Annotated in this window: 14 protein-coding genes and 1 pseudogene; 9 read left to right on the forward strand and 6 right to left on the reverse strand. The window is 66.1% G+C overall.

What is annotated here, in order from left to right; translation table 11 throughout:
* Positions 1-7 precede the first annotated feature (7 nt).
* The gene (locus tag MU558_RS07200) at positions 8-988 is read left to right on the forward strand and encodes an MBL fold metallo-hydrolase (RefSeq protein WP_246973448.1); all 981 of its coding nucleotides are present in this window, start codon (positions 8-10) and stop codon (positions 986-988) included.
* Between the two features lie 81 nt (positions 989-1069).
* Here MU558_RS07200 and MU558_RS07205 read toward each other — a convergent pair whose 3' ends face one another.
* Positions 1070-1237, reverse strand: coding sequence for a DUF1931 family protein (locus MU558_RS07205; RefSeq protein WP_008013450.1), 168 nt, complete (start codon positions 1235-1237; stop codon positions 1070-1072).
* Between the two features lie 246 nt (positions 1238-1483).
* Between MU558_RS07205 and larB the strand changes: the two genes are divergently transcribed.
* The 4 genes from larB to MU558_RS07220 all read left to right on the forward strand — a co-directional run bounded on the left by larB (position 1484) and on the right by MU558_RS07220 (position 3656).
* Positions 1484-2245 (forward strand): nickel pincer cofactor biosynthesis protein LarB, encoded by a 762-nt coding sequence (larB, locus tag MU558_RS07210; RefSeq protein WP_246973451.1) that lies wholly within the window; start codon positions 1484-1486, stop codon positions 2243-2245.
* A gap of 121 nt (positions 2246-2366) precedes the next feature.
* On the forward strand, positions 2367-2516 hold the full coding sequence (locus tag MU558_RS23395; protein ID WP_247122539.1) for a DUF7563 family protein: 150 nt from the start codon (positions 2367-2369) through the stop codon (positions 2514-2516).
* An 88-nt stretch (positions 2517-2604) separates the two neighbouring features.
* On the forward strand, positions 2605-2853 hold the full coding sequence (locus tag MU558_RS07215; RefSeq protein WP_246973453.1) for a GIY-YIG nuclease family protein: 249 nt from the start codon (positions 2605-2607) through the stop codon (positions 2851-2853).
* A 122-nt stretch (positions 2854-2975) separates the two neighbouring features.
* Complete coding sequence (locus tag MU558_RS07220) at positions 2976-3656, forward strand: plastocyanin/azurin family copper-binding protein (protein ID WP_246973455.1); 681 nt, start codon at positions 2976-2978, stop codon at positions 3654-3656.
* 38 nt (positions 3657-3694) lie between these two features.
* Here the strand turns inward: MU558_RS07220 and MU558_RS07225 are convergent, their stop codons facing one another.
* On the reverse strand, positions 3695-4288 hold the full coding sequence (locus MU558_RS07225) for an NADPH-dependent FMN reductase (RefSeq protein ID WP_246973457.1): 594 nt from the start codon (positions 4286-4288) through the stop codon (positions 3695-3697).
* A 102-nt stretch (positions 4289-4390) separates the two neighbouring features.
* Between MU558_RS07225 and MU558_RS07230 the strand changes: the two genes are divergently transcribed.
* Both MU558_RS07230 and MU558_RS07235 read left to right on the forward strand, forming a co-directional pair.
* Positions 4391-5764, forward strand: coding sequence for a phosphoglucomutase/phosphomannomutase family protein (locus MU558_RS07230; protein WP_246973461.1), 1374 nt, complete (start codon positions 4391-4393; stop codon positions 5762-5764).
* 58 nt (positions 5765-5822) lie between these two features.
* Positions 5823-6110, forward strand: a pseudogene (locus MU558_RS07235) (hypothetical protein); the annotation flags it as partial.
* A 60-nt stretch (positions 6111-6170) separates the two neighbouring features.
* Here MU558_RS07235 and MU558_RS07240 read toward each other — a convergent pair.
* Both MU558_RS07240 and MU558_RS07245 read right to left on the reverse strand, forming a co-directional pair.
* Positions 6171-6572, reverse strand: coding sequence for a GNAT family N-acetyltransferase (locus tag MU558_RS07240; RefSeq protein ID WP_246973464.1), 402 nt, complete (start codon positions 6570-6572; stop codon positions 6171-6173).
* Positions 6573-6680: 108 nt separating this feature from the next.
* Positions 6681-7238, reverse strand: coding sequence for a hypothetical protein (locus MU558_RS07245; RefSeq protein WP_246973468.1), 558 nt, complete (start codon positions 7236-7238; stop codon positions 6681-6683).
* A 145-nt stretch (positions 7239-7383) separates the two neighbouring features.
* On the opposite strand from MU558_RS07245, the gene fdhF reads away from it, so the two are divergent.
* Together fdhF and MU558_RS07255 are read left to right on the forward strand one after the other, a co-directional pair.
* A complete protein-coding gene (fdhF, locus tag MU558_RS07250) occupies positions 7384-9519 on the forward strand; it encodes a formate dehydrogenase subunit alpha (protein WP_246973471.1) in 2136 nt (711 codons plus the stop codon).
* Positions 9520-9551: 32 nt separating this feature from the next.
* Complete coding sequence (locus MU558_RS07255; RefSeq protein ID WP_246973474.1) at positions 9552-10316, forward strand: class I SAM-dependent methyltransferase; 765 nt, start codon at positions 9552-9554, stop codon at positions 10314-10316.
* Between the two features lie 64 nt (positions 10317-10380).
* Here MU558_RS07255 and MU558_RS07260 read toward each other — a convergent pair whose 3' ends face one another.
* Both MU558_RS07260 and MU558_RS07265 read right to left on the reverse strand, forming a co-directional pair.
* Positions 10381-11466, reverse strand: a complete 1086-nt coding sequence (locus MU558_RS07260) for a sodium:calcium antiporter (protein WP_246973477.1) — start codon at positions 11464-11466, stop codon at positions 10381-10383.
* 133 nt (positions 11467-11599) lie between these two features.
* Positions 11600-12379, reverse strand: a complete 780-nt coding sequence (locus MU558_RS07265) for a winged helix-turn-helix domain-containing protein (protein WP_246973479.1) — start codon at positions 12377-12379, stop codon at positions 11600-11602.
* Between the last annotated feature and the right edge of the window lie 264 nt (positions 12380-12643).

Here is a 12643-nt window from a genome sequence, read left to right on the forward strand (position 1 = left end):
CCGTCAGATGCACCGGATCACGCTGGCGAACACCGTCTTCGAGGGGGAGAACAATGCGTACCTGCACGCCGGCGAGTCGACCGTCCTGGTCGACACCGGCGTCGCGGTCGCGGAGACGCGCGCCGAACTCGAGGCCGGTCTCGCCGCCCACGACGTCGAATTCGCCGACATCGACGCGATCGTCCTGACGCACTACCACGCCGACCACACGGGGCTGACCGGGGAGATTCAGGCCGCGAGCGGGGCGACCGTCCACGCCCACGTCGCTGACGCGCCGCTGATCGCGGGCGACGCCGACGCGTGGGACGACGTCCGAGAGACGCACGAACGGCTGTTCGACGAGTGGGGGATGCCGGCGGCCGACCGCGAGGAACTGCTCTCCTATCTCCACGACGGCCGCGATCTGTCCGGCACGCCCGCCGACGTCACGCCGTTCGAAGACGGCGACCGCCTCTCGTTCGACGGATTCGAACTCGATGTCCTCCACGCGCCGGGCCACACCGCCGGCCTCTCCACGTTCGTCCTCGAGAGCGGCGACGAGGTGCTCACCGGCGACGCCCTGTTGCCCAAGTACACGCCCAACGTCGGCGGTGCCGACGTCCGCGTCGACCGACCGCTCGAGCGGTACCTCGAGACGCTCGAGACGATCGCCGACCGCGGGTTCGACCGCGCGTGGCCTGGCCATCGCGATCCGATCGACGACCCGTCGGCGAGGGCGCGACAGATCGTCGCACACCACGAAGAACGATCGTATCGCGTCCTCTCCGTGCTCGACGAGTACGGACCGGCCGACGCCTGGACCGTCAGCGCACAGCTGTTTGGCGACCTTTCGGACATCCACGTTCTCCACGGCCCCGGCGAGGCGTACGCCCACCTCGAGCACCTGGCTCGCGCTGGCGATCTCGAGCGGGTCGACGAGGGGTATCGACTGACCGACGACGCGGTGCGACGGCTGGCCGACCGTTCGGACGGCCGCTGGCCGCTGTAGCTCGCGACGGCCCGCTACCGCACAGCCGGGAGCAGTCGCTGTCCGACGTCGACTCGCGAAAAAATATCGCTCGAGTAGCCCTTACAGGTCGCGGGGCTGGACCGTCTTTCGGTCGTTCGCTTCCGCACGGCGGGCAGCGTCGTCGAGCAGCTCGGAGACTTCCTCGTCGAGAGCGTCGTAGAAGTCCGAGGCGACGTTCTTGTCATCGAGCGCTTCTTTCACGGCGGCTTTGACGATAAGGTCTGCCATACGATTCACCACTTCCCGTTACCCCTTTATAAGCGTTCTGTTTAATATCGCCGATACCGGGTCTCTGCCGGCTGAAACGGGGGTTTCTCCCCTGCTCGCCACCGGAAAGTATATGTCCGATGAATTGCCTGCCGCTATGTCGATGGGCTCGACGGGCGGAAAACCGCTCGCGCGCGCTTCTCGACCCAGTCTGTGGACACGATCCCTGACGACGCATTCGAGTGTGTCCGCGTGATAGCGAACGGTATGCGTGAGCTACTCGAGGCTGTCGCCGCTGGCGAGCGGTCGCCGGCCGAGGCGGAAGCCGAGCTTCGCGGGTACGTCACCGGCGACGCGGGTCGGTTCGATGCGGTGAGAGACAAGCGACGCGGCATCCCCGAGGCGATTTTCGCCGCCGGAAAGACGCCCGAACAGGTCGCGAGACTCGCGACGACTGCAGTCGAAACGACCGGGCGAGCGCTCGTCACCCGGGTATCCGACGAACAGATCGCGGCGACGACGTCCCGACTCGAGGCACTCGACGCGGACGCCGACGTCGAGCACCGAAGTTCGACGCTGGTCGTCCGGACTGCCGACTACGAACCGCCGTCACTCGAGGCGACGGTCGGGATCGTCACCGCCGGTACGGTCGACGGGCCGATCGCCGACGAGGCGCAGGTCGTCTGCGAGGACGCCGGCGCGACGGTCGACCGGATCGACGACGTCGGTGTCGCCGCACTCGACCGGGTACTCGATCAGGTCGACCGGCTCCGCGAGGCGGACGTGCTGATCGTCGTCGCCGGACGGGAAGGCGCGCTACCGACTGTTGTCGCCGGCCTCGTCGATACGCCCGTGATCGGGGTTCCCGTCTCGAGTGGGTACGGCTACGGCGGCGACGGCGAGGCTGCACTCACCGGTATGCTCCAGTCGTGTACGGTCCTCTCCGTGGTCAACGTCGACGCCGGATTCGTCGCCGGCGGCCAGGCTGCGTTGATCGCCCGTGCGATCGATAATAATGTCGACTGTTGACGTGGAGCTACCCGAATACCAGAAATAATTCTACCAAAATCACAACTCCATACGTCGTTTGGGAAAGCTTATTTAACGTCTCTCTGGATATATCCCGGTACCGGCCGACGCCGGTGTGACTATGCCAAAGTGTAACCACTGCGGTGCGCACGTGTCCGAGCGCTTCGCGCGCGTCTTCGCAGACGAGCACGGCGAGATCCACGCGTGTATTAGCTGCTCGGCAAACGCCGGAATCGCGGAAGTCGCGAGAGAACGCGCCCGAAGCACCTGACCCTCCCGAGGACTGTACCGTACAGAACCACCGGACGGACCCCCTGGCCAGGCGAGTCTTTTTGTGCCGACGGTCGTACCCCGAACCGATGAGCGAGCACTTCGTCTACGTCCTCGAGTGTGCCGACGGCTCCCTGTACACTGGCTACACGACCGACCTCGAGCGCCGCGTCGCCGAACACGACGCCGGGGAGGGTGCGAAGTACACCCGCGGGCGGACGCCGGTCGACCTCGTCTATCACGAACGCTACGAGACGCGGTCGGCGGCGATGTCACGCGAGTACGAGATCAAGGAGTTGACGCGAGTGCAGAAAGAGCGACTCGTCGGACTCGGATGAGCTGTGGCGTCTCCTCTCGGCTGTCGTGATTATTAGATCGTCGAGACGGTCTTTTTTCGACTGCTATCGGGACTGAGCCTCCCTATCCGTTCTTTACCGCTCGAGGTCGTAGGTGTCTCGAGATGGTCGATCCAGGTCACGACGGCAGCGTAGAGTCCGACCGGCGTCGGTTCGGTCGCCGCGAGACGCTCTTGCTCGCCGGTGCAGGGCTCGCGTCGGCGACGGCGATGCCGGCGGTCGCACAGGAGGAAAACGAGACCGACGGTGGCGGGAACGAAACCGCCGGCGGCGGGAACGAAACTGCCGGCGGTAACGAGACCGCCGGTGGCAACGAAACCGAGGGCGGGGGCGGCGGTGGCGGCGGTGGCACCCAGACGGTCGAACTCGTCGACTACGCGTACGAACCCGGCACCGAGAGTCCGCTACAGATCCAGCCGGGGACGACGGTGAACTTCGTCTGGGTGACGGACAACCACAACATCGTCGTCGACAGCCAGCCCGATGGTGCCGGCTGGGAGGGCCACGAACCGATCGAGAACTCGCCGTTCGAGTACGAACACACCTTCGAGACCGAGGGGACCTACGAGTTCCACTGCACGCCCCACGTCAGCCTGGGGATGGAGGGGACGATCGAGGTCACCCAGGACGCCGGCGGCGGTGGCGGTGGTGGTGGTGAGGCAGGGCCAGCCAAACTCGTCCCGGACGAGGCGCTGACCCTGCTGATCGCGACGATCGTGGGCCTGGTCGCAGTGTTGAGCCTGTCGTACGTCTTCATGAAGTACGGCGGGACGGCAGGTGAGTGACCCGTCGCCCTCGAGCGACCGCCCAACTCGGTCGGCGGTCAGTCGTCCGCAGCAGCCGTCCGCGAGGTCGTGACCTCCGGTTCGATGGCGGCGTACTCGACGAGTGATCGACCGAGCGTCTCGACGCGCTCCTCGAGGTCGGCGTCGACGAACTGGCGGCCGTCGATCGCCTCGGGGTCGTCCACGAAGGCGTCGTAGGCTTTTCGGATGCCGATCTGGTGTGGGAGAACCCAGCCGTGGACGCCACGGACCGTGATCCGGAGATGATCGAGCGTCGAGCCGTAGGTGCCGCCACCGGCGGTCGCGAGCAGGCCGACGGTGGTGTCCTCGTACTCCTCGAAACTGCAGTAGTCGTGGAAGTTCTTCAGCGCGCCCGAGTACGAGCCGTGGTAGACTGGCGTCCCGAGTGCGACGGCGTCGGCCTCGCGGACGATGCGCGTGACTTCCTCGGCGTCGCCCTGCTCGTCGACGTCGGGATCGTAGACGGGGAGGTCGTACTCGCGGAGATCGAGCAGCGTCGTCTCCGCACCGGCTTCCTCGGCGGCACGGAGGACGTACCGCAGTGCCGTCCGGGTGTAACTCTCCTCTCGGAGGCTGCCACAGACGGCGACCACGTTTGGGGCGGAACTCATACTCGAGCGTCGGGTTTCGCTTCGTAAATCGTTCTCGCATTCGGCGGACGCCGCGGCACGTCTGCCGTCGGCTTTTTCGGACCGCACCGCGATGGGGGGCGTATGGAGACGATCAGTTTCGGGACCGACGGCTGGCGGGCGACGCTCGAGGAGTTCACCACGCCGCGGGTCCGTGCGGTTGGACAGGCGGTCGCGTCGTACCTGCGAGACGAGGAGTTCGAGCGGCCGGTCGCGATCGGCTACGACGCTCGCGAGAGTTCGCGCGGGTTCGCCGAGGAACTGGCGCGGGTGCTCGCCGCCAACGGGTTCGACGTGTTGCTGTCCGACCGAGACCGGCCGACGCCGCTCGTCGCCTACGGGATCGTCGACCGCGACCTCGCCGGCGCGCTCGTCGTCACCGCCTCGCACAACCCGCCGGAGTACAACGGCGTGAAGTTCGTGCCGGCCGACGGCGCGCCCGCGCTGCCCGACGTGACCGAGGCGATCGCCGACCGACTCGCGGAACCCGACCCGCTCCCCGAGTCGGACCACGGCACGATCCGCGAGGTCGACTTCGCTCCCTCCCACGCCGAGGCCGTCCTCGAGCTCGTCGACGCCGACCTCGAGGGACTGTCGGTCGCCTACGACGCTATGCACGGCAGCGGCCGCGAGACGACCGACGCCGTCCTCGAGCGCGCCGGCGCCTCCCTCTCTCGGCTGCGCTGTGCGCGTGATCCCGAGTTCGGCGGCTCGCCGCCCGAACCCGCGCCGGAGCACCTCGAGGAACTGATCGACCGCGTCCGGTCGGGCGAGGCCGACCTCGGGATCGCAAACGACGGCGACGCCGATCGACTCGCCGTCGTCACGCCCGAGCGGGGCTACCTCGACGAGAACCTCTTTTTCGCCGCGCTGTACGACTACCTGCTCGAGGACGACGCGGGGCCTGCGGTCCGGACCGTCTCGACGACGTACCTGATCGACCGGATTGCCGAGGCCCACGGCGAGCGCGTCGAGGCGGTGCCCGTCGGCTTCAAGTGGGTCGCCGAGGCGATGGCCGAGACCGACGCGCTCGTCGGCGGCGAGGAGTCCGGCGGCTTCACGATCCGCGGTCACGTCCGCGAGAAAGACGGCGTGTTGATGGCGCTCGTCGCTGCGGCGATGCACGCCGCGGAACCGATCGACGAGCGCGTCGACCGGCTGCTCGACGAACACGGCACCGTCGTCCAGGACAAGACGAGCGTCGCCTGTCCCGACGCGGAGAAAGAGCGGGTGCTGGCCGACCTCGAGGGTGCGATCCCGGACGCCGTCGCCGGGACGACGGTCGAGAACGTCAACACCGCCGACGGCTTCAAACTCCTGCTCGCAGACGGCTCCTGGCTGCTCGTCCGTCCCAGCGGGACCGAACCGGTCCTCCGGATCTACGCCGAGGCCGAAGACGACGCCCGCGTCGGCGACCTCCTCGAGGCCGGCGAGGACCTGCTCGAGGAGGTTCTGTAACCCTGGGTTTGCCATCGCCGGGCCGACGTTTACCGGGCTCGCACCCCTCGACGTTCGTATGAGCGGACGCGAGCGGCACAACGACGACGCGGCGTACATGGAACTGACGCCGGATACCTGGCACCAGAACGACGAGGGGAACTACTACATCGACTGCCCCGAGTGCGGGTCGGCCGCGACCCTGATGAACGTGGTCAAACACGGCCGGTGTAACGGCTACCTCGACCAGCGCGAGAGCGAGACGGAACTCGACGAGCAGGCGATGGACTGTACGGCGAAACTCTGGTTCGAACTCGGCTACGTCTCCGATCCCGAGGAAGTGGCGACCGACGAGGCCGTCGGCGACGGGAACTGACATCCTCGGACGACAGTCAGTGAACGATGTACTGACCATTGTCCAGTAGTATCAGTCGGTACCCCGTCCGGCCGGAGGGGCGCTCTTGTACCCCTGATACCGTCTCCCGTCGATCGCCTCGAGCGAGAAGTCGAGCGACTCGTAGAACGGCCGGACGCCCTCGTCGAACCGCGCGGTCAGCCGTCCCTCGCGCTCGAGTGCCCGGTCGACGAGGGCGGTTCCGACGCCGCGATCGCGGCGTCGTCGACGGACGGCGATCGCCGAGACGTACGCGCCGTGCTCGCGCGGTTCGAGGACGAGCGTTCCGAGCAGCCGATCGTCGCCGTCTGTGACGGCCACCAGCACGTCGCCGGCCGCGATCCGGCCCTCGACGTCTCCCGTCTCGAGCATCGCGGCGTCGAGGATACGCCGGACGTCGAGTGCCTCCTCCGCTCGCGCTTCGCGGACGATCATCGCTCGCCGGTACGACTCGAGTGCTCAAAACGCTCGTCCTTCGTTCCTTTACTACGATTTTAGAATCGTTTTACTATAACTTTCGAAGCAATTGTACGGCAGACCGTCTCACTCCTTCCAGAGCCGCCAGAGAGCCCGGTAGAGCGTCCACAGGTCACACTCGAGGCGGTCGGCCACCGACCGACAGCGCTCGAGGTACCGCTCGTAGTCCGCGATCGACGGCGAGTCGGGGTACGGTTCGTCCAGTTCGCCCGCCTCCCGGAGGACCGTCCACTCCCGTTCCCCGAGGACCACGTACTCGTCCGGATCGATGAAGAACAGAAACGCGGCGGCCACCGGGACGTCGACGCCCTCGAGGGCGGTCAGCCGGTCGACCTGCTCGTCGAGGTCGGGTGTCGACGCGACGGTCACGATCGTCTCCCGGACCGTCTCGAAGTCGTTTCGGCCGAACTGTTCCTCGAGTTCGCGACGCTCGGCGTTCGGAAACTCGCCGAGGAACCGCCGGTAGTACCACCTGACGACCCACTCGGCGTCCCGCCAGCCGAACTCGCCGTCCGCAAACGCCTTCGGGAGCAGATCGATCTGCTCCTGTTCGACGGTGTACAGGGGCTCTTCCTGCTGGTACTCCTCGGCTCTCGCTTGCACGACCGAGTGAGTCAGCTCCATCGTGTCGATTCCTTCGACGGCCACGCTGGTCAACGTTTCCGTCGGCTTCGCCGTTCGCGTCCGCCTCGCCCGTCGGGGACATCTTATTGTGGCGTGAGCACATCTAGCAGTACGAGATGGGGTTCCCATCGAGAGGGTGTACACAATGTCCAGTGACAAACGCGATCCGGTCAAGACGATCTGTCCCTACTGTGGCGTCGGCTGTGGTATCCAGGTCCAGCCGGGCGAGGAGCCCGGGGAGATGCGCTTTATGCCCTGGGGTGACGCACCGGTCAACGAGGGGCGGGTCTGTATCAAAGGCGGCGCGGCGACGGAGGTCGTCGATCACGAGGATCGACTCACGGAGCCGCTGATCAAAGAAGACGGCGAGTTCCGCGAGGCCACCTGGGAGGAGGCCTACGAGCGCGTCGTCTCCGAACTCGAGCGAATCCGCGATGAGTACGGCCCGGACGCGCTGGGCTTTTACGGCTCCTCGAAGGTGATGAACGAGGAGAACTACCTCCTCCAAAAACTCGCGCGCCGGTACGGCACGAACAACGTCGACAACTGCACCCGGATGTGCCACGCCTCGACGGTCTGGGCGCTTCGCACGAGTCTGGGGGCGGGTGCGATGACAAACAGCATGCGCGACCTCCGCGAGGAGGCCGACGTGTTCTGGATCCAGGGGGCGAACCCGGGCGAGCAACACCCGATCGCCAACAGCCAGTACTTCCGGCAGGCGGTGCTCGACGGCGCGACCGTCATCCAGGTCGACCCGCACGCGAACAAGACGACGCGGTCGTTTCAGATCGACGACACCGATCGCCACCAGCACCTCCAGTTGAACCCGGGGACCGACATCCCGCTCCTGAACATCGTCCTCAAGACGATCCTCGAGCACCACGAGGCTCATCCCGAGGACGGCTGGATCGACGAGGCGTTCGTCGAGGAACGTACGGAGGGCTTCGACCACCTGAAAGAGACCCTCGAGGAGTTCGACAAGGAGGCCGCGGCGGCGGAGTGTGGCCTCGAACTCGAGGAGATCGAACTCGCCGCCGAGAAGTACGCCGCGGCCGACAACGCCGCCATCTTCACGGGGATGGGGATGAGTCAGCACGCCTGCGGTGTCGACAACGTCCAGAACGAGATCAACCTGGCGCTGATCACGGGCAACGTCGGTCGCCCTGGAACGGGCGTCAACCCGCTGCGCGGCCAGAACAACGTCCAGGGGACCTGTGACGTCGGCGCGATGCCGAACGTCTTGCCTGGCTACCAGCTGGTCGACGACGACGAGGCCCGCGAGAGCGTCGAGGAGGTGTGGGGCTTCGAGGTGCCGCCCGAACCGGGGCTGACGAACGTCGAACTCTCACACGAGTTCGGCGAGACCGTCCACGGACTCTACGTGATGGGCGAAAACCCCGTGATGAGCGAACCCGACGCCAACCGCGTCGCCGAACGGATCGCGGACCTCGAGTTCGTCGTCGCCCAGGACATCTTCCTGACCGAGACCGCCGAGTACGCCGACGTGATCTTGCCCGCGACGACCTGGGCCGAACGCGGCGGCACCGTCACCAACACGGACCGACGCGTCCAGCGGATGCGCGGCGTCGAGAAAGTCCACGAGAACACCAAACACGACCTCGAGATCGTCTCCGAGATCGGCATGCGGCTGTTCGGCCCGGACGAGTTCGACTTCGACGATCCCGAGGAGGTCTTCGAGGAACTGCGGCAGGTCTGTCCGATCTACCACGGGATGACCTACGACTTACTCGGCGAGGAGGGGCTCCACTGGCCCTGCTACGAACCCGGCGACGAGGGCGACCCGTTCCTCTACGAAGAGGAGTTCGACACCGAGAGCGGTCTCGGCCACATCGAGGGCGTCCGGCACACGCCGCCCGCGGAGACGCCCGACGAGGAGTACCCGCTGATCCTCACGACCGCCCGACTCGAGGAACACTACAACACGGGCACGATGAGCAGGCGCTCGCCGACGCTCAACCGCCAGACGCCGGAGAACTTCGTCGACGTGCACCCGACCGACGCCGAACGGTACGGCATCGAGGACGGCGACCAGGTGCAACTCCGGTCGCGACGCGGCGAGATCACCGTCGAGGCGCACGTCACCGAGGACACCAAGGAGGGCGTCGTCTGGACGACGCCACACTTCGCGGCCGCCTCCGCCAACAAACTCACGAACGACGTGCTCGACGAGCGGGCGAAGATCCCCGAGTACAAGGCTGCGGCTGCCGAGATCGCGGTCGGACTCGACCCCGCCGACGCCGACTCGGCGGCCGACGACTGAGTCGTCTGCCCGACGTCCTCTCGTAGCCACCCGTGACGCCGTTTCGATACAACTTCGGAATCTATCACTGGCGACGACGGTTCGCGTCGATCGGGGCTGCCGTCGTCGCGATTGCCCTCGCTGCTGCGTACCGGCGACGGACGGATCGGCGCTGGCGTCGCCTCGCCGCGACGGTCGCGAGCGTCGGGGCCGCGGTGTACGCGACTCGAGTGGTGACTCGGCTGCTGTCGCCGCCGCCGTGGGCGATCGAGCGGAAGAAGTACGACGCGCTCGCGGCGCTGCTCCCGCTCGAGCGCGCACAGCGGGTCCTCGACGTCGGCTGTGGCACCGGTCGGTCGCTCGTCGGTCTCGCACCGCACGTCCCGCCCGGCCGGGAGGTGTTCGGTCTCGACGTCTTCGACGATCGCGTCATCCTCGGCAACGGCGCGGTGCTCGCACGGCGCAACGCCGAGCGGGCCGGACTGGCGGTGACGCCGGTCGCCGGCGACGCGGCGAGACTCCCGTTTGCAGACGACTCGATCGACGTCGTCACCGCCAGTCGCGTCCTGCACGACCTCGATTCGACGGCCGCCGATCGAACGCTGGCCGAGATGCACCGCGTCTGCGCGCCAGACGGCTCGATCGGCGTCCTCGAGCTCCCGCTCGTCCCCGAGGACGTCTCGAGTGACCCCGAGACGTACTGGCTGGACCGCGTGTCGACGGCCGGCTTCCGGATCGATACCGTCGAGCGAATCGACCGCGACCGATCCGACGAGCCGTACCTCGTGATCGTCGGAACACCGGTCGCCGAGTCGTGACCGGAACCGTCGTCGGTAGCGACGCGGCGAGTGGCTGATCTCGAGGAGTCGCACGCGTCCGGTTCTACAGCGCGTAGTTTGCGATCCAGTAGGCGGCGTAGAGGCCGAGCAGCGCGACGCCGCCCAGGCGGGTCACGCGACCGCGTGCCAGCATGACCGCCACGACGAGCAGACACGCGGCGAAGATCGGCCAGTGGACCGCCATCACGGCTCCGTCGGTGCTCACCGGATGGAGTACCGCGACGATGCCGACGTTCGCCGTCACGTAGAACGCCGTACTGCCCACGACGTTCCCCACTGCGAGGTGAGGTCGTCCCTTCCGGACCGGTTCGACGGTGAGCGCCAGTTCCTCGATCGAGGCGACGAAACTCAACACCGTCGCGCCGAACGCGAGTTCCGAGATGCCAAGCGCGACGAAGATCCCTTCGGCGCTGAGGACGGTGAGCAGCGAGCCGACCGTCAACCCGACGGTCGCGAGCACGGCCACGCCGAGGGTGAACGGCCCGCTGCGGTGTGCGAGTTCGGGGACGAACTCGTCTCCGTCCAGGTCCAGGTCGACGCCCCATCCCCACCCATTCCCCTCTGGCGCGTCGTCTCGGTCGGCGATCGGCCCCCCGTTCGTCGTTCTTTCCGCCGCCGCCTCCTCGAGGTCGACGACCTCTTCGACCTCCTCTGCGAGCAGGTACGTCGTCTCCGAGCGGCGCTCGTGCCAGTAGACGTACGCCAGCAGCGGGACGAACAGCCCGCCGAGAACCACACCCTCCACCAGGCCGATCGTCCCGCCGATAGAGGCCGCGAACGCCGGCAGCGGGACGAACACGAGCACGAGCAGGTAGGCTCGAGGGACGTCCATTTGGAACGGGACGAGAACGCCCGCGACGCCGACGGCGACGGCGAGCACGAACAGCGCCTCGCCGAACACCGTTCCGAGCGCCAGTTCCGGCAGTTCGACGACGGCCGCCGTCACGCCGAGTACTCCATTCTCGAGGTCGACGCCCGCGAGGACGACCGCGAGGAAGAACCCGGAGATACCGAGCGAGACGGCACTCTGGGCGACCGCCTCGATGAAGACCTCGACGCACCAGATGACCAGCGCCACTCCGAGGAGAAACAGGGCGGCCATGGCGACGACGGACCCCGAAACGACCATACGTGTGACTAGATGACACGGACCGACTTAAGTCCGGACACGCTGCCAGCGCTCCCGGTACCGGGACGCTGCCGCCGCCCTCCCGTCCGCGTTCGAAAACGCAGGCGCGTCCGGAAAGCGGCCGCGGATCGGTTCACCTATCGTTCGAGAGAACCATCTCGATGATCTGTAACTCCTCGTCGTCGCTGATCTGATCGGAGCGAAAGCAGGCGTGGACGATTTTCTGTACGAGCTCCGGGTCCTCGATGCTCTCCCGGGACGGATCGCTCACGTCCTCGAGTTGGGACTCGAGGGTTCGTACGGTCTCAGTGAGTTCGGTTACGCGTTCCTGAAGCTCGTCGATGGAGTGCTGTTCTGCTGTAAATTCGGTGGATTGTTCTTGTTGCATGGATTCTCCGTTTTCGGTCTCGAATAGCGACGTGACGAACTCCTCTCGAGTTTCCCAGTCGAATCCGTCGATGGAATTTACGCGCTTGTTAATCGTCGCGCCGGTGACGTCGAACCGTTCTCCGAGATCGCGCTGTGTCGCCTCTGGAGTTTCGTAAATTGCACGCAACGTCTGGCGTTGCTTGTCGTTCAACTGGATGTCCTCGTCGATTCCTCTCTGACTGTGGTCCGCGTCCGCTGGTGATGGCTCGTCCGTCATCGGACCGGCGTCGGTTTCCTCGCCGTCGCTTTCCTCCTCATCGGGAGTCGGTGCGTCGGGCGGCACGTCGTCTGCCGCCGGATCGCCGTACTCTTCGAACACCTGCTGTACGAGATCCGGTGATGCACCACTAACCGCTACCGCGATCTCCTCTACTGACGCGTCCGGCCGCTTCTCTGCGGCATCGAGGATCTGTTTGTGAACGATCGCTCGCGGGATCGATGATCGGTCGCGTTTTATTGTTGTCTTCTGTGACGTTTTACTCATAACTCCCATCAATGCCCCATGTTGGCGTGACTCTATGTCTCTAACAACACATAAAATAGTTATCGGGGAGGTACAGATCTTGAATACCTAATTTCAAGTGATGAACTTCCTGTTGGTTTACTCGAGTTCAAGGGGAGAACAAACGATTAAGGGCCGATACATGCTATCGTCTACCAATATGTTGTCCGATTCTGCTTCCGGCGTCTCGACCGGCCGAGACCGCCGGAAGTCTGCAGCCGGCCGCCGACCCGTCGATCCGTCGGC

Origin of the sequence: Natribaculum luteum, assembly GCF_023008545.1 — an archaeon.
GTDB classification, from domain to species: Archaea; Halobacteriota; Halobacteria; order Halobacteriales; family Natrialbaceae; genus Natribaculum; species Natribaculum luteum.

Coding starts and splice junctions, on each gene's coding strand:
- MU558_RS07260 (WP_246973477.1), bottom strand. CDS start 11,466: ATGGTCGTTTCGGGGTCCGTCGTCGCCATGGCCGCCCTGTTTCTCCTC.
- MU558_RS07200 (WP_246973448.1), top strand. CDS start 8: ATGCACCGGATCACGCTGGCGAACACCGTCTTCGAGGGGGAGAACAAT.
- MU558_RS07225 (WP_246973457.1), bottom strand. CDS start 4,288: ATGAGTTCCGCCCCAAACGTGGTCGCCGTCTGTGGCAGCCTCCGAGAG.
- MU558_RS07220 (WP_246973455.1), top strand. CDS start 2,976: ATGGTCGATCCAGGTCACGACGGCAGCGTAGAGTCCGACCGGCGTCGG.
- MU558_RS07215 (WP_246973453.1), top strand. CDS start 2,605: ATGAGCGAGCACTTCGTCTACGTCCTCGAGTGTGCCGACGGCTCCCTG.
- MU558_RS07230 (WP_246973461.1), top strand. CDS start 4,391: ATGGAGACGATCAGTTTCGGGACCGACGGCTGGCGGGCGACGCTCGAG.
- MU558_RS07240 (WP_246973464.1), bottom strand. CDS start 6,572: ATGATCGTCCGCGAAGCGCGAGCGGAGGAGGCACTCGACGTCCGGCGT.
- MU558_RS07265 (WP_246973479.1), bottom strand. CDS start 12,379: ATGAGTAAAACGTCACAGAAGACAACAATAAAACGCGACCGATCATCG.
- fdhF (WP_246973471.1), top strand. CDS start 7,384: ATGTCCAGTGACAAACGCGATCCGGTCAAGACGATCTGTCCCTACTGT.
- MU558_RS23395 (WP_247122539.1), top strand. CDS start 2,367: ATGCCAAAGTGTAACCACTGCGGTGCGCACGTGTCCGAGCGCTTCGCG.
- MU558_RS07205 (WP_008013450.1), bottom strand. CDS start 1,237: ATGGCAGACCTTATCGTCAAAGCCGCCGTGAAAGAAGCGCTCGATGAC.
- MU558_RS07245 (WP_246973468.1), bottom strand. CDS start 7,238: ATGGAGCTGACTCACTCGGTCGTGCAAGCGAGAGCCGAGGAGTACCAG.
- larB (WP_246973451.1), top strand. CDS start 1,484: ATGCGTGAGCTACTCGAGGCTGTCGCCGCTGGCGAGCGGTCGCCGGCC.